The organism is Psychrobacillus sp. L4 (genome assembly GCF_042944905.1).
In the GTDB taxonomy this organism is placed as follows: Bacteria; Bacillota; Bacilli; order Bacillales_A; family Planococcaceae; genus Psychrobacillus.
On the sequence record NZ_CP168496.1, the window covers coordinates 3,428,170 to 3,449,215 of the forward strand.

13 protein-coding genes, 8 tRNA genes and 5 rRNA genes are annotated in these 21,046 nt (G+C 43.2%); all 26 read right to left on the minus strand.

What is annotated here, in order from left to right; translation table 11 throughout:
- Positions 1–40: 40 nt before the first annotated feature.
- A 23S ribosomal RNA gene (locus ACEPXG_RS16485) occupies positions 41–2,968 on the minus strand.
- A 234-nt stretch (positions 2,969–3,202) separates the two neighbouring features.
- Positions 3,203–4,756: ribosomal RNA gene (locus ACEPXG_RS16490) — 16S ribosomal RNA — on the minus strand.
- A gap of 627 nt (positions 4,757–5,383) precedes the next feature.
- Positions 5,384–5,499, minus strand: a 5S ribosomal RNA gene (rrf, locus tag ACEPXG_RS16495).
- Positions 5,500–5,557: 58 nt separating this feature from the next.
- Positions 5,558–8,485 (minus strand): 23S ribosomal RNA (locus ACEPXG_RS16500).
- Positions 8,486–8,719: 234 nt separating this feature from the next.
- Positions 8,720–10,273, minus strand: a 16S ribosomal RNA gene (locus ACEPXG_RS16505).
- Together the 16S, 23S and 5S rRNA genes with 8 tRNA genes alongside form the textbook arrangement of a ribosomal RNA operon.
- A 163-nt stretch (positions 10,274–10,436) precedes the next feature.
- Positions 10,437–10,510, minus strand: a tRNA-Gly gene (locus ACEPXG_RS16510).
- 29 nt (positions 10,511–10,539) lie between these two features.
- Positions 10,540–10,616 (minus strand) — tRNA-Arg (locus ACEPXG_RS16515).
- An 11-nt stretch (positions 10,617–10,627) separates the two neighbouring features.
- Positions 10,628–10,714: transfer RNA gene (locus ACEPXG_RS16520), tRNA-Leu, on the minus strand.
- A 65-nt stretch (positions 10,715–10,779) separates the two neighbouring features.
- Positions 10,780–10,852: transfer RNA gene (locus ACEPXG_RS16525), tRNA-Lys, on the minus strand.
- An 8-nt stretch (positions 10,853–10,860) separates the two neighbouring features.
- Positions 10,861–10,935: transfer RNA gene (locus ACEPXG_RS16530), tRNA-Gln, on the minus strand.
- A 3-nt stretch (positions 10,936–10,938) separates the two neighbouring features.
- Positions 10,939–11,014: transfer RNA gene (locus tag ACEPXG_RS16535), tRNA-Asp, on the minus strand.
- A 21-nt stretch (positions 11,015–11,035) separates the two neighbouring features.
- Positions 11,036–11,107, minus strand: a tRNA-Glu gene (locus ACEPXG_RS16540).
- A gap of 4 nt (positions 11,108–11,111) precedes the next feature.
- Positions 11,112–11,186, minus strand: a tRNA-Asn gene (locus ACEPXG_RS16545).
- Positions 11,187–11,266: 80 nt separating this feature from the next.
- Entirely contained in the window at positions 11,267–11,737 is a 471-nt protein-coding gene (locus ACEPXG_RS16550; RefSeq protein WP_391204784.1) for a SprT family protein, read from the minus strand.
- A gap of 98 nt (positions 11,738–11,835) precedes the next feature.
- Positions 11,836–14,004 carry a Tex family protein gene (locus tag ACEPXG_RS16555; RefSeq protein ID WP_391204787.1) on the minus strand — a complete coding sequence of 723 codons (2,169 nt, stop codon included), beginning with the start codon at positions 14,002–14,004 and terminating at the stop codon, positions 11,836–11,838.
- Between the two features lie 59 nt (positions 14,005–14,063).
- On the minus strand, positions 14,064–14,660 hold the full coding sequence (locus ACEPXG_RS16560) for a PP2C family serine/threonine-protein phosphatase (RefSeq protein WP_391204790.1): 597 nt from the start codon (positions 14,658–14,660) through the stop codon (positions 14,064–14,066).
- On the minus strand, positions 14,657–15,442 hold the full coding sequence (gene sigB / locus ACEPXG_RS16565; RefSeq protein WP_391204793.1) for an RNA polymerase sigma factor SigB: 786 nt from the start codon (positions 15,440–15,442) through the stop codon (positions 14,657–14,659). Before sigB ends, ACEPXG_RS16560 begins: the two co-directional genes overlap by 4 nt.
- The gene (rsbW, locus tag ACEPXG_RS16570) at positions 15,420–15,890 is read right to left on the minus strand and encodes an anti-sigma B factor RsbW (RefSeq protein ID WP_151701380.1); all 471 of its coding nucleotides are present in this window, start codon (positions 15,888–15,890) and stop codon (positions 15,420–15,422) included. The genes sigB and rsbW overlap by 23 nt, the downstream gene beginning before the upstream one ends.
- On the minus strand, positions 15,877–16,221 hold the full coding sequence (locus ACEPXG_RS16575) for an anti-sigma factor antagonist (RefSeq protein ID WP_391204796.1): 345 nt from the start codon (positions 16,219–16,221) through the stop codon (positions 15,877–15,879). The genes rsbW and ACEPXG_RS16575 overlap by 14 nt, the downstream gene beginning before the upstream one ends.
- A gap of 188 nt (positions 16,222–16,409) precedes the next feature.
- A complete protein-coding gene (locus tag ACEPXG_RS16580; protein ID WP_391204799.1) occupies positions 16,410–17,408 on the minus strand; it encodes a PP2C family protein-serine/threonine phosphatase in 999 nt (332 codons plus the stop codon).
- A 15-nt stretch (positions 17,409–17,423) separates the two neighbouring features.
- Entirely contained in the window at positions 17,424–17,825 is a 402-nt protein-coding gene (locus ACEPXG_RS16585; protein ID WP_151701383.1) for an anti-sigma regulatory factor, read from the minus strand.
- Positions 17,826–17,831: 6 nt separating this feature from the next.
- Positions 17,832–18,194 (minus strand): STAS domain-containing protein, encoded by a 363-nt coding sequence (locus ACEPXG_RS16590; RefSeq protein WP_151701384.1) that lies wholly within the window; start codon positions 18,192–18,194, stop codon positions 17,832–17,834.
- Positions 18,191–19,021: an STAS domain-containing protein gene (locus tag ACEPXG_RS16595; protein ID WP_391204801.1), complete on the minus strand. Its 831-nt coding sequence runs from the start codon at positions 19,019–19,021 to the stop codon at positions 18,191–18,193. The genes ACEPXG_RS16590 and ACEPXG_RS16595 overlap by 4 nt, the downstream gene beginning before the upstream one ends.
- A 133-nt stretch (positions 19,022–19,154) precedes the next feature.
- The gene (locus tag ACEPXG_RS16600) at positions 19,155–19,505 is read right to left on the minus strand and encodes a type II toxin-antitoxin system PemK/MazF family toxin (RefSeq protein ID WP_391117879.1); all 351 of its coding nucleotides are present in this window, start codon (positions 19,503–19,505) and stop codon (positions 19,155–19,157) included.
- Between the two features lie 4 nt (positions 19,506–19,509).
- Positions 19,510–19,791 (minus strand): transcriptional regulator, encoded by a 282-nt coding sequence (locus ACEPXG_RS16605; RefSeq protein ID WP_225986094.1) that lies wholly within the window; start codon positions 19,789–19,791, stop codon positions 19,510–19,512.
- A 130-nt stretch (positions 19,792–19,921) separates the two neighbouring features.
- Positions 19,922–21,028, minus strand: coding sequence for an alanine racemase (gene alr / locus ACEPXG_RS16610; RefSeq protein WP_391204805.1), 1,107 nt, complete (start codon positions 21,026–21,028; stop codon positions 19,922–19,924).
- Between the last annotated feature and the right edge of the window lie 18 nt (positions 21,029–21,046).

The window sequence follows — 21,046 nt, forward strand, 5'->3', positions numbered from 1 at the left end:
TCAAAACTGGATAAAAGACATTGAAATATTCAAATTCTATTTGGTTAAGTCCTCGATCGATTAGTATTCGTCAGCTGCACATGTCGCCACGCTTCCACCCCGAACCTATCTACCTCATCGTCTTTGAGGGATCTTACTTACTTGCGTAATGGGAAATCTCATCTTGAGGGGGGCTTCGTGCTTAGATGCTTTCAGCACTTATCCCGTCCACACATAGCTACCCAGCGATGCTCTTGGCAGAACAACTGGTACACCAGCGGTGTGTCCATCCCGGTCCTCTCGTACTAAGGACAGCTCCTCTCAAATTTCCTACGCCCACGACGGATAGGGACCGAACTGTCTCACGACGTTCTGAACCCAGCTCGCGTACCGCTTTAATGGGCGAACAGCCCAACCCTTGGGACCGACTACAGCCCCAGGATGCGATGAGCCGACATCGAGGTGCCAAACCTCCCCGTCGATGTGGACTCTTGGGGGAGATAAGCCTGTTATCCCCGGGGTAGCTTTTATCCGTTGAGCGATGGCCCTTCCATGCGGAACCACCGGATCACTAAGCCCGTCTTTCGACCCTGCTCGACTTGTAGGTCTCGCAGTCAAGCTCCCTTCTGCCTTTACACTCTTCGAATGATTTCCAACCATTCTGAGGGAACCTTTGGGCGCCTCCGTTACACTTTAGGAGGCGACCGCCCCAGTCAAACTACCCGCCTGACACTGTCTCCTACCCGGGTTACGGGTATGGGTTAGAATTTCAATACAACCAGGGCAGTATCCCACCGACGCCTCCTCCGAAGCTGGCGCTCCGGGCTCTAAGGCTCCTGCCTATCCTGTACAAGTTGCACCAAAATTCAATATCAAGCTATAGTAAAGCTCCACGGGGTCTTTCCGTCCTGTCGCGGGTAACCTGCATCTTCACAGGTACTATAATTTCACCGAGTCTCTCGTTGAGACAGTGCCCAGATCGTTACGCCTTTCGTGCGGGTCGGAACTTACCCGACAAGGAATTTCGCTACCTTAGGACCGTTATAGTTACGGCCGCCGTTTACTGGGGCTTCAATTCGCACCTTCGCTTGCGCTAAGCACTCCTCTTAACCTTCCAGCACCGGGCAGGCGTCAGCCCCTATACTTCACCTTACGGTTTTGCAGAGACCTGTGTTTTTGCTAAACAGTCGCCTGGGCCTATTCACTGCGGCTCTTCTAGGCTATACACCCAAAAGAGCACCCCTTCTCCCGAAGTTACGGGGTCATTTTGCCGAGTTCCTTAACGAGAGTTCTCTCGCTCACCTTAGGATTCTCTCCTCGACTACCTGTGTCGGTTTGCGGTACGGGCACCTATCACCTCGCTAGAGGCTTTTCTTGGCAGTGTGAAATCAGGAACTTCGGACTAAGTCCTCGCCATCACAGCTCAATGTTACAGAGTGCGGATTTGCCTACACTCACACCTCACTGCTTGGACATGCATAACCAACAGCATGCTTACCCTATCCTTCTGCGTCCCCCCATTGCTCAAACGGTGGTTTGGTGGTACAGGAATATCAACCTGTTGTCCATCGTCTACGCCTATCGGCCTCGACTTAGGTCCCGACTAACCCTGAGCGGACGAGCCTTCCTCAGGAAACCTTAGTCATACGGTGGATGGGATTCTCACCCATCTTTCGCTACTCATACCGGCATTCTCACTTCTAAGCGCTCCACCAGTCCTTCCGGTCTGACTTCAACGCCCTTAGAACGCTCTCCTACCACTGATACCATAGGTATCAATCCACAGCTTCGGTGATTTGTTTAGCCCCGATACATTTTCGGCGCAGCGTCACTCGACCAGTGAGCTATTACGCACTCTTTAAATGATGGCTGCTTCTAAGCCAACATCCTGGTTGTCTAAGCAACGCCACATCCTTTTCCACTTAACAAATACTTTGGGACCTTAGCTGGTGGTCTGGGCTGTTTCCCTCTTGACTACGGATCTTATCACTCGCAGTCTGACTCCCAAACATAAATCATTGGCATTCGGAGTTTGTCTGAATTCGGTAACCCGGGATGGGCCCCTAGTCCAAACAGTGCTCTACCTCCAAGATTCTAACGTTTGAGGCTAGCCCTAAAGCTATTTCGGAGAGAACCAGCTATCTCCAGGTTCGATTGGAATTTCTCCGCTACCCACACCTCATCCCCGCACTTTTCAACGTGCGTGGGTTCGGACCTCCAGTAAGTGTTACCTTACCTTCATCCTGGACATGGGTAGATCACCTGGTTTCGGGTCTACGACCACATACTCATTCGCCCTATTCAGACTCGCTTTCGCTGCGGCTCCGTCTTCTCAACTTAACCTTGCATGTAATCGTAACTCGCCGGTTCATTCTACAAAAGGCACGCCATCACCCATTAACGGGCTCTGACTACTTGTAGGCACGCGGTTTCAGGATCTATTTCACTCCCCTTCCGGGGTGCTTTTCACCTTTCCCTCACGGTACTGGTTCACTATCGGTCACTAGGTAGTATTTAGCCTTGGGAGATGGTCCTCCCAGATTCCGACGGAATTTCACGTGTTCCGCCGTACTCAGGATACACTCAAGAGAGAATGAACTTTTGACTACGGGGCTTTTACCCTATCCTGCGGACCTTTCCAGATCGCTTCGTCTAGCTCATTCCTTTGTAACTCTATGTAGAGTGTCCTACAACCCCAAGAGGCAAGCCTCTTGGTTTGGGCTATTCCCGTTTCGCTCGCCGCTACTCAGGGAATCGATTTTTCTTTCTCTTCCTCCAGGTACTTAGATGTTTCAGTTCCCTGGGTGTGCCACAGATACGCTATGTATTCACGTAAATGTACTGCTCCATTACGAACAGTGGGTTTCCCCATTCGGAAATCTCCGGATCAAAGCTCACTTACAGCTCCCCGAAGCATATCGGTGTTAGTGCCGTCCTTCTTCGGCTCCTAGTGCCAAGGCATTCACCGCGCGCCCTTATTAACTTAACCTAATTCGGCTTCCAATTAAAATTGAAACCCTGAAAAATAGTAGTTAAAAATACTACGCAAAATATAATCACAAAAGTGATTACAAATTGAATTTCTTGAATTTGTTTCTTTCAATGTCATTTTATCCAGTTTTCAAAGAACAAGTTTTCAAATGCTCATAAAAATGAACATTCAAAACTGAACTGCAAAACGTTAAGATACAGATAAAAATCTGTATTCCGATATTATCCTTAGAAAGGAGGTGATCCAGCCGCACCTTCCGATACGGCTACCTTGTTACGACTTCACCCCAATCATCTGTCCCACCTTCGGCGGCTGGCTCCCGTAAGGGTTACCCCACCGACTTCGGGTGTTACAAACTCTCGTGGTGTGACGGGCGGTGTGTACAAGGCCCGGGAACGTATTCACCGTGGCATGCTGATCCACGATTACTAGCGATTCCGGCTTCATGTAGGCGAGTTGCAGCCTACAATCCGAACTGAGAACGGTTTTATGGGATTAGCTCACCCTCGCGGGGTTGCGACCCTCTGTACCGTCCATTGTAGCACGTGTGTAGCCCAGGTCATAAGGGGCATGATGATTTGACGTCATCCCCACCTTCCTCCGGTTTATCACCGGCAGTCACCTTAGAGTGCCCAACTAAATGCTGGCAACTAAGATCAAGGGTTGCGCTCGTTGCGGGACTTAACCCAACATCTCACGACACGAGCTGACGACAACCATGCACCACCTGTCACCGCTGTCCCCGAAGGGAAAGATCTATCTCTAGAACGGTCAGCGGGATGTCAAGACCTGGTAAGGTTCTTCGCGTTGCTTCGAATTAAACCACATGCTCCACCGCTTGTGCGGGCCCCCGTCAATTCCTTTGAGTTTCAGTCTTGCGACCGTACTCCCCAGGCGGAGTGCTTAATGCGTTAGCTGCAGCACTAAGGGGCGGAAACCCCCTAACACTTAGCACTCATCGTTTACGGCGTGGACTACCAGGGTATCTAATCCTGTTTGCTCCCCACGCTTTCGCGCCTCAGCGTCAGTTACAGACCAGAAAGCCGCCTTCGCCACTGGTGTTCCTCCAAATCTCTACGCATTTCACCGCTACACTTGGAATTCCGCTTTCCTCTTCTGTACTCAAGTCCCCCAGTTTCCAATGACCTTCCACGGTTGAGCCGTGGGATTTCACATCAGACTTAAAGGACCGCCTGCGCGCGCTTTACGCCCAATAATTCCGGACAACGCTTGCCACCTACGTATTACCGCGGCTGCTGGCACGTAGTTAGCCGTGGCTTTCTAATGAGGTACCGTCAAGGTACGAGCAGTTACTCTCGTACTTGTTCTTCCCTCACAACAGAGTTTTACGATCCGAAAACCTTCTTCACTCACGCGGCATTGCTCCATCAGACTTTCGTCCATTGTGGAAGATTCCCTACTGCTGCCTCCCGTAGGAGTCTGGGCCGTGTCTCAGTCCCAGTGTGGCCGATCACCCTCTCAGGTCGGCTACGCATCGTCGCCTTGGTGAGCCGTTACCTCACCAACTAGCTAATGCGCCGCGGGCCCATCCTGTAGTGACAGCCGAAACCGTCTTTTAACATCTCCCCATGTGAGGAAATGGATTATTCGGTATTAGCCCCGGTTTCCCGGAGTTATCCCAATCTACAGGGCAGGTTGCCCACGTGTTACTCACCCGTCCGCCGCTAAATCAGAAGAAGCAAGCTTCTTCGTCATTCGCTCGACTTGCATGTATTAGGCATGCCGCCAGCGTTCGTCCTGAGCCAGGATCAAACTCTCCATAATAGAGAACTTAAAAAGCTCATTTTGTTTTGCTGGCATCATCATTAAATGATGTCCAAATTGTTTTGCTATTGAGCTAACCGAAGTTAGTCTCTCAAGCTGTATTTCTTAACGTTTTGCATGTTCAGTTTTCAATGTTCATGTTTTTCTTTCGTTGTTACCTTGTTTCGACAACTATATTAGAATAACATATCTAATTAGTAATGTCAACAACTTTTTTAATTTACTTTTTTTGAAAAATAGTAGTAAAAATAACAACTTAATTACTATAACATCCTTCAAAGAGAATGACAAGTCCTTTTCTTTGTTTTTTTATAAAACTTACATCTATTATTTTCTATACAATATATAGGTATAATAATGATATGAGACACTACCAATAGTAGCTACTCACTTTTTCTTTCGAAAATCGATTATTAAAAAAGAATCCATATCATTTTAATTACCTAAAATTGCGTATGATAATCTCTACAATACGATCTACATTTTTAGCTTGTGACTTGCTCAAGAGCGGCATTTTACCTTTTGAAAAAAATGAACGATCCTCACAAATTTGCTTTCTTATAAAACAGTTAAATTTATACAACAAAAAAAGTCGCCACCGATTACTCGATAACGACTTCTTATAGTGCCCAGCGACGTCCTACTCTTGCAGGGGGAAACCCCCAACTACCATCGGCGCTGAAGAGCTTAACTTCCGTGTTCGGTATGGGAACGGGTGTGACCTCTTCGCCATCATCACTAGACAATGAGTGCTTGTTCACTCAAAACTGGATAAAAGACATTGAAATGTGTAAATTCTATTTGGTTAAGTCCTCGATCGATTAGTATTCGTCAGCTGCACATGTCGCCACGCTTCCACCCCGAACCTATCTACCTCATCGTCTTTGAGGGATCTTACTTACTTGCGTAATGGGAAATCTCATCTTGAGGGGGGCTTCGTGCTTAGATGCTTTCAGCACTTATCCCGTCCACACATAGCTACCCAGCGATGCTCTTGGCAGAACAACTGGTACACCAGCGGTGTGTCCATCCCGGTCCTCTCGTACTAAGGACAGCTCCTCTCAAATTTCCTACGCCCACGACGGATAGGGACCGAACTGTCTCACGACGTTCTGAACCCAGCTCGCGTACCGCTTTAATGGGCGAACAGCCCAACCCTTGGGACCGACTACAGCCCCAGGATGCGATGAGCCGACATCGAGGTGCCAAACCTCCCCGTCGATGTGGACTCTTGGGGGAGATAAGCCTGTTATCCCCGGGGTAGCTTTTATCCGTTGAGCGATGGCCCTTCCATGCGGAACCACCGGATCACTAAGCCCGTCTTTCGACCCTGCTCGACTTGTAGGTCTCGCAGTCAAGCTCCCTTCTGCCTTTACACTCTTCGAATGATTTCCAACCATTCTGAGGGAACCTTTGGGCGCCTCCGTTACACTTTAGGAGGCGACCGCCCCAGTCAAACTACCCGCCTGACACTGTCTCCTACCCGGGTTACGGGTATGGGTTAGAATTTCAATACAACCAGGGCAGTATCCCACCGACGCCTCCTCCGAAGCTGGCGCTCCGGGCTCTAAGGCTCCTGCCTATCCTGTACAAGTTGCACCAAAATTCAATATCAAGCTATAGTAAAGCTCCACGGGGTCTTTCCGTCCTGTCGCGGGTAACCTGCATCTTCACAGGTACTATAATTTCACCGAGTCTCTCGTTGAGACAGTGCCCAGATCGTTACGCCTTTCGTGCGGGTCGGAACTTACCCGACAAGGAATTTCGCTACCTTAGGACCGTTATAGTTACGGCCGCCGTTTACTGGGGCTTCAATTCGCACCTTCGCTTGCGCTAAGCACTCCTCTTAACCTTCCAGCACCGGGCAGGCGTCAGCCCCTATACTTCACCTTACGGTTTTGCAGAGACCTGTGTTTTTGCTAAACAGTCGCCTGGGCCTATTCACTGCGGCTCTTCTAGGCTATACACCCAAAAGAGCACCCCTTCTCCCGAAGTTACGGGGTCATTTTGCCGAGTTCCTTAACGAGAGTTCTCTCGCTCACCTTAGGATTCTCTCCTCGACTACCTGTGTCGGTTTGCGGTACGGGCACCTATCACCTCGCTAGAGGCTTTTCTTGGCAGTGTGAAATCAGGAACTTCGGACTAAGTCCTCGCCATCACAGCTCAATGTTACAGAGTGCGGATTTGCCTACACTCACACCTCACTGCTTGGACATGCATAACCAACAGCATGCTTACCCTATCCTTCTGCGTCCCCCCATTGCTCAAACGGTGGTTTGGTGGTACAGGAATATCAACCTGTTGTCCATCGTCTACGCCTATCGGCCTCGACTTAGGTCCCGACTAACCCTGAGCGGACGAGCCTTCCTCAGGAAACCTTAGTCATACGGTGGATGGGATTCTCACCCATCTTTCGCTACTCATACCGGCATTCTCACTTCTAAGCGCTCCACCAGTCCTTCCGGTCTGACTTCAACGCCCTTAGAACGCTCTCCTACCACTGATACCATAGGTATCAATCCACAGCTTCGGTGATTTGTTTAGCCCCGATACATTTTCGGCGCAGCGTCACTCGACCAGTGAGCTATTACGCACTCTTTAAATGATGGCTGCTTCTAAGCCAACATCCTGGTTGTCTAAGCAACGCCACATCCTTTTCCACTTAACAAATACTTTGGGACCTTAGCTGGTGGTCTGGGCTGTTTCCCTCTTGACTACGGATCTTATCACTCGCAGTCTGACTCCCAAACATAAATCATTGGCATTCGGAGTTTGTCTGAATTCGGTAACCCGGGATGGGCCCCTAGTCCAAACAGTGCTCTACCTCCAAGATTCTAACGTTTGAGGCTAGCCCTAAAGCTATTTCGGAGAGAACCAGCTATCTCCAGGTTCGATTGGAATTTCTCCGCTACCCACACCTCATCCCCGCACTTTTCAACGTGCGTGGGTTCGGACCTCCAGTAAGTGTTACCTTACCTTCATCCTGGACATGGGTAGATCACCTGGTTTCGGGTCTACGACCACATACTCATTCGCCCTATTCAGACTCGCTTTCGCTGCGGCTCCGTCTTCTCAACTTAACCTTGCATGTAATCGTAACTCGCCGGTTCATTCTACAAAAGGCACGCCATCACCCATTAACGGGCTCTGACTACTTGTAGGCACGCGGTTTCAGGATCTATTTCACTCCCCTTCCGGGGTGCTTTTCACCTTTCCCTCACGGTACTGGTTCACTATCGGTCACTAGGTAGTATTTAGCCTTGGGAGATGGTCCTCCCAGATTCCGACGGAATTTCACGTGTTCCGCCGTACTCAGGATACACTCAAGAGAGAATGAACTTTTGACTACGGGGCTTTTACCCTATCCTGCGGACCTTTCCAGATCGCTTCGTCTAGCTCATTCCTTTGTAACTCTATGTAGAGTGTCCTACAACCCCAAGAGGCAAGCCTCTTGGTTTGGGCTATTCCCGTTTCGCTCGCCGCTACTCAGGGAATCGATTTTTCTTTCTCTTCCTCCAGGTACTTAGATGTTTCAGTTCCCTGGGTGTGCCACAGATACGCTATGTATTCACGTAAATGTACTGCTCCATTACGAACAGTGGGTTTCCCCATTCGGAAATCTCCGGATCAAAGCTCACTTACAGCTCCCCGAAGCATATCGGTGTTAGTGCCGTCCTTCTTCGGCTCCTAGTGCCAAGGCATTCACCGCGCGCCCTTATTAACTTAACCTAATTCGGCTTCCAATTAAAATTGAAACCCTGAAAAATAGTAGTTAAAAATACTACGCAAAATATAATCACAAAAGTGATTACAAATTGAATTTCTTGAATTTGTTTCTTTCAATGTCATTTTATCCAGTTTTCAAAGAACAAGTTTTCAAATGCTCATAAAAATGAACATTCAAAACTGAACTGCAAAACGTTAAGATACAGATAAAAATCTGTATTCCGATATTATCCTTAGAAAGGAGGTGATCCAGCCGCACCTTCCGATACGGCTACCTTGTTACGACTTCACCCCAATCATCTGTCCCACCTTCGGCGGCTGGCTCCCGTAAGGGTTACCCCACCGACTTCGGGTGTTACAAACTCTCGTGGTGTGACGGGCGGTGTGTACAAGGCCCGGGAACGTATTCACCGTGGCATGCTGATCCACGATTACTAGCGATTCCGGCTTCATGTAGGCGAGTTGCAGCCTACAATCCGAACTGAGAACGGTTTTATGGGATTAGCTCACCCTCGCGGGGTTGCGACCCTCTGTACCGTCCATTGTAGCACGTGTGTAGCCCAGGTCATAAGGGGCATGATGATTTGACGTCATCCCCACCTTCCTCCGGTTTATCACCGGCAGTCACCTTAGAGTGCCCAACTAAATGCTGGCAACTAAGATCAAGGGTTGCGCTCGTTGCGGGACTTAACCCAACATCTCACGACACGAGCTGACGACAACCATGCACCACCTGTCACCGCTGTCCCCGAAGGGAAAGATCTATCTCTAGAACGGTCAGCGGGATGTCAAGACCTGGTAAGGTTCTTCGCGTTGCTTCGAATTAAACCACATGCTCCACCGCTTGTGCGGGCCCCCGTCAATTCCTTTGAGTTTCAGTCTTGCGACCGTACTCCCCAGGCGGAGTGCTTAATGCGTTAGCTGCAGCACTAAGGGGCGGAAACCCCCTAACACTTAGCACTCATCGTTTACGGCGTGGACTACCAGGGTATCTAATCCTGTTTGCTCCCCACGCTTTCGCGCCTCAGCGTCAGTTACAGACCAGAAAGCCGCCTTCGCCACTGGTGTTCCTCCAAATCTCTACGCATTTCACCGCTACACTTGGAATTCCGCTTTCCTCTTCTGTACTCAAGTCCCCCAGTTTCCAATGACCTTCCACGGTTGAGCCGTGGGATTTCACATCAGACTTAAAGGACCGCCTGCGCGCGCTTTACGCCCAATAATTCCGGACAACGCTTGCCACCTACGTATTACCGCGGCTGCTGGCACGTAGTTAGCCGTGGCTTTCTAATGAGGTACCGTCAAGGTACGAGCAGTTACTCTCGTACTTGTTCTTCCCTCACAACAGAGTTTTACGATCCGAAAACCTTCTTCACTCACGCGGCATTGCTCCATCAGACTTTCGTCCATTGTGGAAGATTCCCTACTGCTGCCTCCCGTAGGAGTCTGGGCCGTGTCTCAGTCCCAGTGTGGCCGATCACCCTCTCAGGTCGGCTACGCATCGTCGCCTTGGTGAGCCGTTACCTCACCAACTAGCTAATGCGCCGCGGGCCCATCCTGTAGTGACAGCCGAAACCGTCTTTTAACATTTCCCCATGTGAGGAAATGGATTATTCGGTATTAGCCCCGGTTTCCCGGAGTTATCCCAATCTACAGGGCAGGTTGCCCACGTGTTACTCACCCGTCCGCCGCTAAATCAGAAGAAGCAAGCTTCTTCGTCATTCGCTCGACTTGCATGTATTAGGCATGCCGCCAGCGTTCGTCCTGAGCCAGGATCAAACTCTCCATAATAGAGAACTTAAAAAGCTCATTTTGTATTGCTGGCATCATCATTAAATGATGTCCAAATTGTTTTGCTTTCGAGCTAACCGAAGTTAGTCTCTCAAGCTGTATTTCTTAACGTTTTGCATGTTCAGTTTTCAATGTTCATGTATTAACTAATGGTTTTAAATAATGGAGCGGGTGAAGAGAATCGAACTCTCATCATCAGCTTGGAAGGCTGAGGTTTTACCACTAAACTACACCCGCATATATAAGATTAAATTTTGTTGTTTTATTGGCGCGCCCGGCAGGAGTCGAACCCACAACCTTCTGATCCGTAGTCAGACGCTCTATCCAATTGAGCTACGGGCGCATAATGTGCTTTGGTGCGGCCGAGAGGATTTGAACCTCCACGGGGTTAACCCCCACTAGGCCCTCAACCTAGCGCGTCTGCCATTCCGCCACGACCGCGTAGTTAATTTTTAAGACAAACCTAATTGTAACTTCACTGACTAAGAATGTCAACAACAAATTTATGAGCCATGTAGGATTCGAACCTACGACCCTCTGATTAAAAGTCAGATGCTCTACCAACTGAGCTAATGGCTCTAAGAAAATGGCTGGGGTACCTGGATTCGAACCAGGGCATGACGGAATCAAAATCCGTTGCCTTACCGCTTGGCTATACCCCAATATGGCGGTCCCGACCGGGATCGAACCGGCGATCTCCTGCGTGACAGGCAGGCATGTTAACCGCTACACCACGGGACCTTTAAGATTAAATTATGTAAATGACCCCTACGGGATTCGAACCCGTGTTACCGCCGTGAAAGGGCGGTGTCTTAACCGCTTGACCAAGGGGCCATGATGGCTCCGAAGGTAGGACTCGAACCTACGACCAATCGATTAACAGTCGATTGCTCTACCACTGAGCTACTTCGGAATAATTTTTGTCGTTTTGTTTTACTCGACTTTTATTATTATAAAGAGCCTTTTAAGAAACGTCAACTACTTTTTCAAATTTTATTTAATATTTCTTAATGAAACTAACAATAGATCTCCCAAACACTTGCCACATCTGTATTTGTTCGTATTTAACCGAATTTTCCGATTATATTCAAGTGAACATTTTATACATTGATATGTGTAGATTTTAATTATTTGACCCTTTTTCTTATCGACAAGTGTAGAACAAAATCTCGGAGATTTTGTTCTTTTCAATAATTCTCGAAAGTCAGCATCTCTATGTTTATACCCTTTTCCTTCTATATGTAAATGATAATGACAAAGCTCATGTTTTATAACACCAATCAATTCCTCCATCCCATGCCTCTCAAACACAAGAGGATTTACTTCTATATGATGAGTTCTTAACATGTACCTTCCTCCAGTAGTACGAAGGCGACTATTAAAATAAGCTTCATGTTGAAAGTCTTTCCCAAAAATCTTTATTGATACATCACATACTAATTCACGAAGTTTTTCATCTGTCATTTAAATCTCTCCTAATCAATTACGCCTCCGCAAACGCTACTGAATTAACTTTAAAAGATATTGTCCAATGAATATTCCATTGGACAACTCTTGTTTGCTTATACTTGTTGTTCTGGAGGAAGCATAGTTAAAGAAACTTTTCCTTTATTTGCATCGTATTGTTCGACCCATACAGTAACGATATCGCCTAGTGACACAACATCTAATGGGTGTTTTACAAACCCTTTTTTCAGCTTTGAAATATGGACTAACCCATCTTGCTTTACACCGATATCAACAAACGCACCAAAGTCTACTACGTTTCGAACAGTACCTTGAAGCTCCATTCCCTTTTGAAGATCTTCCATTTTAAGTACATCTTTCTTCAAAATAGGTTGCGGGAAAGCTTCTCGTGGATCTCGAGTTGGTTTGATCAATGTTTCTACTATATCTTTTAATGTAATTTCACCAATTTCTAGTTCCTTGCTTACTTCCGCAATATTAATGTTTATCAAAGCTGCTTCTGCTTCTTTGGATCCGATTTGAGACTTTTTCAAACCTACGATTTCTAAAACTTGTTCTGCTGCTTTATAACTTTCTGGATGAATTCCTGTAGCATCGAATGGGTTTTTAGCGTCTGGAACACGTAAGAATCCTATTGCTTGCTCGTATGTTTTAGCTCCTAGGCGAGGAATTTTCTTTAGTTGCGCTCTAGAAGTAAACCTTCCTTGCTCATTTCTCAAATTCACTACGTTTTCCGCAACTGTTTTCGATAGACCTGAAACGTATTGCAATAGGGATGCAGATGCTGTATTTACATTCACTCCAACTTGGTTAACTGCAGTTTCTACTATAAAAGAAAGAGACTCAGATAGTTTCTTTTGAGATACATCATGTTGGTATTGTCCTACCCCAACAGCTTTTGGTTCAATCTTCACAAGTTCAGCAAGCGGATCTTGTAACCTTCTTGCAATTGAAACGGCACTTCGCTGCTCCACTTGTAAGTCAGGGAACTCATTCCTTGCAGTTTCAGATGCTGAATAAACACTTGCTCCTGCTTCGTTCACAATAACGTAGGCAACATCGCCTTCTACTTCTTTCAAACAATCTACTATAAATTGTTCGGTTTCACGAGAAGCTGTACCGTTCCCGATTGCAATTAATGAAATTGGATACTTCTCTAAATAAGAAAGGACTTTCTTTTTAGATCCTTCCACGTCCATTTTAGGTGCATGTGGATAAATCGCAGAAACTTCTAGTAGCTTTCCTGTATCATCTACAACCGCAAGCTTGCATCCTGTTCGGTATGCTGGATCCACACCAAGAATGACTTTCCCTTTTAACGGAGGTTGCAATAATAAGTTTCGTAAATTTTCCGAGAAAATATGGATTGCTTGAGTTTCTGCTTTTTCCGTCAGTTCTGTTCGAATTTCTCGTTCTACAGAAGGTTGGATTAAGCGTTTATACGAGTCTTCAATTGCCATTTCCACATGTTCAACTCCATCGCTGGACGTTTGATTAGGAATCCACTGTGTTTTCATGAGATTCGTCACTTTATCTATTGGAACTTGGATACTCACCTTGAGCACATCTTCTTTTTCTCCACGGTTAATCGCTAAAGTTCTGTGAGGCACAATTTTTTTCACAGGTTCCTCGTACTCATAATACATTTCAAATACATTCTTTTCGTCCAACTCTGCCTTCTTGACTGTGGAAATAACCTTTCCATCTGCGCGAGTGATATTGCGTATTTGTTCGCGAATTTTCGCATCATCAGCAAATTGTTCCGCTAAAATATCTCTCGCACCTTGAAGTGCCTCTTCTATAGAAAGAACTTCTAATTTTTCATTTATATAATCGACTGCTAGTTTTTGCACCGACTCTTTAGGAAAAGTAAGCAGCAAACTTGCTAGTGGTTCTAATCCTTTTTCTTTCCCAATCGTCGCTTTCGTTCTGCGCTTTTGCTTATATGGTCGGTATAAATCTTCTAATCGTTGTAGAACCGTAGCATTTTGAATATAAGTAGACAATTCTTCCGTTAACTTACCTTGCTCATCAATTAATCGGATAACCTCTTCTTTTCGTTGTTCTAACTGCTGTATGTAATTATACCGACCTTCTACAGCCTTAATCTGCACCTCATCTAAAGATCCGGTTTGCTCTTTTCTATACCTTGCTATAAAAGGAACTGTATTTCCTTCTTCTAATAGTTTAATTACTTGTTCAGCTTGCGTAGTTTTCACTCCTGTTTCTTTAGAAACAAGCTGTAGCATTTTCTTTATTTCCAAAACAAACACACCCTTTCCTTATAAGATTATTTTAACACAAAAAAGCTTACCCTATTTAACTAGAGTAAGCTTCCTGTGATAAATGTAGCGTCATCTCCATGTTCGATATCGTCGAGCACAGCTTTGTATAAACATTGGGCATTGACAGCTTGTTTAATAATCGCTTTTGGACTTTTCAAGTTTACACCATCAGAATGCAATAAGAATAAATCATTTTTATTATAAGAATAAGTTTGTGTGTGTGGTTTTTGCTTTCTTCCGGATAAGTAGCCCATAACAGGTAGTGGGTATATCATTTTATCTGTCTCACTTTGATACATATAAAACTTAATATTTCCTACGCAGCTATAAGATATTGTATGAAGTTTGAAATCTACCTTTACAATAGCAACAGCGGCCCCTCTTTTTTGGACCATTAATTCATTGCAACGTAAAAGTAAACTATCAATCGATTCCTCTGGATATTTTGCTAAAATTTCAGGCATGATATCCGCAGACTCTTTTGCAACAGGACCATTACCCAATCCATCTGCAATGGCACAAATTAAATAATCTTCCTTTTGATCAATATAATAAGTGTCACCAGATTCTAAATTTCCGAACTTCGCCTCTTGGTACACACACATCTCTACCTTTTCATCTGAAAGTATTTTCACTGTTTCAATCCACCTGACACTAAAATTACTTCTTGCAATCTTTTTATTGCTTTTCTTTGAATTCTTGAAACATGCATTTGAGAGATTCCTAAACGCTCACCCGTTTCTTTTTGACTTAACTGCTCCATGTATGTAAGCTTTATTATTTCTTTCTCACGATCTGATAATTTACTTATAGCATTAGCAACGAGTAAACGCTGATCTGTTTTTTCAAATTCTCCATCCGCTTTTCCAATAACGTCAAACAAGGTAATTGTACCTCCATCTGAATCTGAATCTAACGAATGATCCATTGATAGCGCCTGATAGCTCTTACTCATTTCCATAGCTTCTAAGACATTTTCCACTTCTTCACCCAAAAAGTCAGCAATTTCCTGCACTAATGGAGAACGCTGAAATTCTACGGTTAAAGTTTCTACAGCCGCTCTTATACGTGGACCTAGTTCTTTAATTCTTCTGGGAACATGTACTGCCCATGTTTTATCCCGCAAAAAACGTTTAATTTCTCCAATAATCGTTGGAATAGCAAACGCTTCGAAGCTTTTCCCGATAGTTGGATCATATCTTCTGATTGCCCCTAAAAGACCTAGCATACCTACTTGTACAAGATCCTCGTGGTGCGATTTTCCATTTGAGTATTTTCGAGCGATGGATTCAACCAACCTTTTATAATTTAACACTAACTTGGTTTGGGCATCATCGCTCTCCGTCTGTTGGTATTCTTTAATCCATTCTAATATTTGTTCTTTGGATTGTTTGTTAGGATGTGATGTGTTGGACATTTTCATCCACCTGCTCTACTTCGACATACTTCGTCATAAATACAGTTACACCTTCTTGGTGATGGACTTTTACTTCATCCATTAACGTCTCGATTAAATATAAACCTAGACCACCTTCCCTTAGAAGTGATCCTTCTTTCAAGTCGTGGTATGGACCAACTTTTGCTTTCGTCTCTTCAAAATTAAAGCTTTTCCCATGATCTGCCACCATGATTTCCATTTTTTCTTTATATATTGCACACCCAATAACTACTTCGCCTTCTTCATCCTCAGCGTACGCATGTTGAACTGCATTTGTAATAGCTTCACTTGTGGCAATTTTCAAATCTTCAATATCTTCATACGTAAATCCAATGCGATTTGCCAACCCAGAAATTGTAAGCCGAGCAACACTCACATATTGTGGTTTTGCAGGCAATCTAATTTCCACATAATCAAACGGTTTCATCTATTTTCACCTCTTCACTCGCTGTTCGAATATCCATAATCTCACCTAAACCAGTAATATCAAACAATCGTTTCAAACGTGATGAAAGACCGGTTAATTCCAGATGGCCATTGGAAGCATTTACACTTTTATAAAACCCGACAAATACACCAAGTCCTGTACTGTCCATATAGGACACATCTTTTAAATTCAATTCAATATAAAGGTTTTCTGTTAAATTTATTTCTGCTAACTTCTCTCTGAGAACCGGCGCTGTAAATGCATCGATTTCCCCTGTAATATCACCTTTAACACACGTACTCTCTTGTAACAGTTTAACTGAAATATTCATTATTTTATCCCCCGTCTTCGCTATATATAGTATTCAATACCCCATCATAGCTAGTGATAAACATTTATAACAAGTATTAAAAAAAAGCGATTCACCTAAGTAGCTCGATGAACTACTTAGTAAAATAAATGGATCCATGAAGGCTCTAGTCTTATTCGATAAACGGTTGGACTCGCGTCTGTAGAAGGTTAAACTTTTTTGAATATGACAAGAGTAAAATCATCGCGTTGCTCAAAATCTTGTAATTCTTCTAATTTTTTATATACATATTCCACCATTGCTTGTGCACTTTCGTCTCGTACACTTTCAATAATGTCCATCACAGTTTGTTGTTCTATAAAACCTGCTTTTGAACGACATTCCGTTACCCCATCGGTCATCATAACAACGAAGTCTTCTTTATCAAATACAACTGAATGCTGTTCGTATTTTACATTCGGAACTACTCCAAGCAACAAACCTTTTGCTTGCAACTCCGTGAAACGCTCACTCTTTGCACAATAAAAAAGAGGTGGTTCATGTCCAGCCGATGCATAAGTAAACTCGCTTCTCGTTGTATTATATGTCCCATAAAACATCGATATAAACATGGAATCACTTACACTTTTCTCAACAATTCTATTAATAACGTCTAAGACAACGACCGGATCTGTTTTAGCTCCAGTTAAACTGTCCATTCCATACTTAATCATCGACATGCAAAGAGCTGCTGGAATTCCTTTTCCGATAACATCTGCCACAGCAACTCCGACGCTAGTCTCATCATTTAGAAAATAGGCATAATCTCCGTTCATCTCTTGTGCCGGAACTGAAATCATACCAATATCTAAACCAATCATGTTGGGTATTTTCGTTTTAAGCAAAGTTTGTTGCACATTTGAAGCAAGTTCCATTTCCATTTTGAAATTTTCTTGTTTTTTTATTAATGTTTGATGTTCTTTTAACGCCAATCCATACCGAATCATTACTTCTATTAATAAATCAAAAGAATGCGATACATCCGCTGACAAATTAGGAATTATTTCTTCCAGAGATGCCTTATGTATACTAATTACCTCTTCTGGCGAAATGTTCTTCTGAATTAGTTGTCTACTAAAGTTTTGACCTTCATACAAGTTATGTTCTGTTTGTCTTAATGTGTATTGTTCTAAAATTTCTTTATATTGCCTTTTAAATTCTTGAGGCATTACACATTACACCTCCTATCTAAGCCATTTTGTAGCACTAATTGTAGTGCCCTCCCCAAAAATTGTTTCAATTTTGAAGTCATCCATTAATCGTTTTACACCTGGTAAACCTGCACCAAGTCCACCAGATGTCGTATAGCCATCTTCCATTACTTTTCGTACATCTGAAATGCCTGGTCCCTGATCAGATGCAATTACCAACAACCCTTGCATATTACCTTGTGTAATTTGTTTAATTTCTATATTACCTTTTCCAGCATATAAATAAATATTTCGGGCAAGTTCACTGATAGCTGTTGTAATTCTAGCTTGATCCACCGTTCCGAAGCCAACTTCTTTTGCTTCATTTCTTCCAAGCTGCCTTGCAGCAACAATATCCCATTCCGATAAAATATCAACAGAAGACTTTAATTTCATAATGAATTAGTCCTCCAATTCTCGTTCTAATTTTTCCAATCCATTTTCTAAGTCTAAAGCGGTTACCACATTTTCTAATCTAATACCTAATTCGATTAGCGTGATTGCAACAGCTGGTTGTATTCCTGTAATAACCACCTTTGCTCCCATTAGACCTGACATACTAATCACATCGCCAAGTACTTTTGCAATGAAGGAATCAATAAAATCAATTGGGGTTAAATCTAAAACTACACCTCTAGCAGCGGTAGTATGTAACTTAGCTAATAGGTCCTCTTGAAAAGCTATTGCTGTCTGGTCATCTAATTCCCATTGAATAGAAACAATTAGACAATCTCTTAATTTTAAAATCGGAATTCTTGTCATCATTTTGAATTCACCTCTACTATAGTTCTATTCGTCAAAGCCAAAGCTTGTTCCATTCCTCTTTGCATTGTACTTGTTGTAGTAAAATCATTTAAGTTTATACCTAACGTTACAATTGTCTGTGCGATTTCTGGTCTTATTCCAACTAACATACATTTTGCACCAACTAGACGGACAGCATCTGCTGCTTGAATGATATGATGGGCTACCATTGTATCTACTACAGGAACTCCAGTTATATCAAGCAACACTACTTCGGCTCTGTGCTTCACTACCCCGTGCAATAAATTTTCCATGATTAACTTTGCACGTTCCGTATCGATTGTACCAACTAATGGCATAACGGATATCTTATCAAATACAGGAATTAATGATGCCGAAAGTTCTTGCAAAGCTATTCTTTGTAAATGCACTGTTTTTTCCCAAACCTTAGAATATGCATCTACAATGCTATGATTAAGCGGTGTAATCCAATTTGTTAATATTTCTCGATGTGATTTAATACTGCGGTCATTTAAAAAACCAACTTCATCCATTTTTTCATATATTACTTCTGAAAAGTTAGTTAGTGCTTTTAAAACAAATGAAATAGACCACCCGTAGCGAACTATTTGTAAAGAGAAATCATTTAACTTTTCCATGTAGGTTTCTTTTCCCTCGGTTAAACTTAAAATCATTAACTCTCCAAATTCGCGGACAGTGTTATCAATAACTTTATCGGACATAATTTGAAAGAAGCGGTCATCTTCCTCATCTTCCATTTTAGTTCTCCATTTTTCTAATATTTCATCTAAATTATCATGAATATATGATGCGATTTGTTTGTTCATAGGTGTGATACATCTCCTCAGTTAATATTAGTAACTATATTGTAGCGAAAATCAACTAATTTTACATCTATTTGGGGTAAACAAAAAACACAGTGCGTATTTGTCGGTTACACACTGTGTTTTTATCTATGTATTAAAATTTGACAATCCCTAAACTAATTCCTAAAGCATGATCTACTTCGTGCATTACATCCTCATCAAGATGTGTAATTTTATCAGTTAATCGTGATTTATCTATTGTTCGCAATTGTTCTAATAAAATAACAGAATCGCGTTCGAAGTCATACTGTTTTGCATTTATTTCAACATGTGTTGGCAACTTTGCTTTTTGTATTTGAGCAGTAATAGCTGCAATAATAACAGTAGGACTAAATCGATTACCAATATCATTCTGAATCACCAAAACGGGCCTGGTTCCCCCTTGCTCAGACCCGATTACAGGTGATAAATCTGCGAAAAAAACGTCCCCACGTTTTACGATCAAGTTTTCATCCTCCACTTACGAGTCGCTCAGTCGTATGTTGCGCTTCATACTCTGCATGTAAACATTCCGTACAAATGGATAAGTTTATATGAGACATTTCAACATAGCCTTTCATCATCGCTTCTCTTATAAGATTTGACTGTTCTTTCTTAAAATATTCATTTGCTTGGACACGGACGATACTTTCACTACCAGTTAATGACTGTTTTACGGTCTTTACTCCTTCATTAACCATTTGCTTTGGAAGCCTTATAATAGCTTCCTTTTTCTTCTTATCACTTACCACAGCAAACACCTCCGACAAAACATTTCCCTATTTGACAATATACTTCATCTTACCATTACTAGAGTCTAAATAAAAGACATAATGAGAAATGATTTGACAAATTATGCATGTAGGATTATTTTGTCGAGATTCATTCGCTATATATTCTTGGAATTCTATTAGAGAGCATGCAGCAAATTTCATACGGTATTGTTTCCAATGTATTTGCCCACTCTTCTATTTTAATTTCCTCTGCTGCTTGTCTTCCTATTAGTACCACTTTTTCTCCAAGCGGTACTGGTTCATTGAGACGAATCATGCATTGATCCATACATATTCTCCCTACTATTGATACTCTTTTTCCTTTTACTAAAACATCTTGGTTATACAATTTGCGCAATAGACCGTCTGCATAACCAATCGGGAGTGTAGCAATCCATTCATCAGCTTCTGCCTTGTATTTTGCCCCATAACCAATCGGAGTACCTTTCTCCACCTTTTTAACTTGCACTACTTCAGTTTCTAAAGAAAGTGCTTCTTCTAAAGGAAAAGGAAGATTTTCACTCAAAAAAGGAGAGGGAGCAATTCCATACATGGAAATACCAAAACGCACGGCGTCCCAATACTGAGTGGGATACCTTAGAACAGCAGCACTATTCGAAGTATGTACAATTGGTGGCTTTACTTCGAATAATGCAAGTAATCGTTCAAATCTCTCTGCTTGTTCATCAAAGTGTTCTCGTTCCTCTTCATCAGCTGTCGAAAAATGTGTAAATACACCTGTTACTTGAATCCAGCTGTTCTGTTGAATAAAGATAAGTGCTTCTTTTAGTTCATTCTCTTTTACAAAACCGATTCTACCCATTCCACTATCTATTTTTATATGAACTTTAAGTGGCCTTTTAAAATATTGAATAGCTTGAAGCCATTCAAGAGAATACGCTGTTAATGTTATATTTAGTTCAGAAGCTTTTTGTAAAAAGGAAGCTGGTGCCGCTCCAATAATGAGAATTTCAGCTGTAATTCCTGCATCCCTTATGCGAAGGGCTTCTTCCGGGGTTGCAACAGCTAATTGTGTGGCACCTGCGCTTAATGCGGCCTTTGCCACCTCTATATCACCATGACCGTAAGCATTTGCTTTTACTATTGCAATTATTTGTGTATGTGTTGGAAGCATTTGTCTTAAGTTTTGAATGTTTGATTTTATAGCTGTTAAGTTTATACGTACGAATGTTGGTCGGTAATATGTTTGTTGCATGGCGCTTCCCTCTTTTTC